Source organism: Mesorhizobium sp. M7A.F.Ca.CA.004.12.1.1, assembly GCF_003997835.1.
Lineage (GTDB): Bacteria > Pseudomonadota > Alphaproteobacteria > Rhizobiales > Rhizobiaceae > Mesorhizobium.
The window spans coordinates 1-390 of the sequence record NZ_RZRK01001547.1; the positions used below are offsets into that span (position 1 = coordinate 1).

Consider the following 390-nt stretch of genomic DNA (forward strand, 5'->3'; position numbering starts at 1 on the left):
CATGATCCTGCGGGCTGATTGGTCGTGTTGCCATGATATGTCTCACCAGCTTCCTGAAGAACCGCCACCACCCGATGAGCCGCCGCCACCGGAAAACCCGCCACCGCCGCTTGATCCCGAAGACCAGCCACCACCGGAGCTCCCCGACGACCAGCCGCCCGAAGACGAACCCGTTGTCCAGCCACTGCTGCCCGAGTACCCGCTCGGCCCACGGCCGTAACGAAACGTCATGCCCAGCCATCTGTACACGCCCGGCGACAGCTTCGTGCCCAACATCGGCGGCAGGAACGCCATCGCCAACCCGCCGAAAAACATCGTCGCCCACAGGATCAGGAACACGGCAACGATCGGATCGATGGACGTGCCGTCATCGGCGGGATTGTGCTTTTC

At 63.6% G+C, this 390-nt stretch carries 1 pseudogene; it reads right to left on the reverse strand.

From position 1 onward, the window contains the following. Positions 1–42: 42 nt before the first annotated feature. Positions 43–390 (reverse strand): annotated as a pseudogene (locus tag EN984_RS39315) (hypothetical protein); the annotation flags it as partial.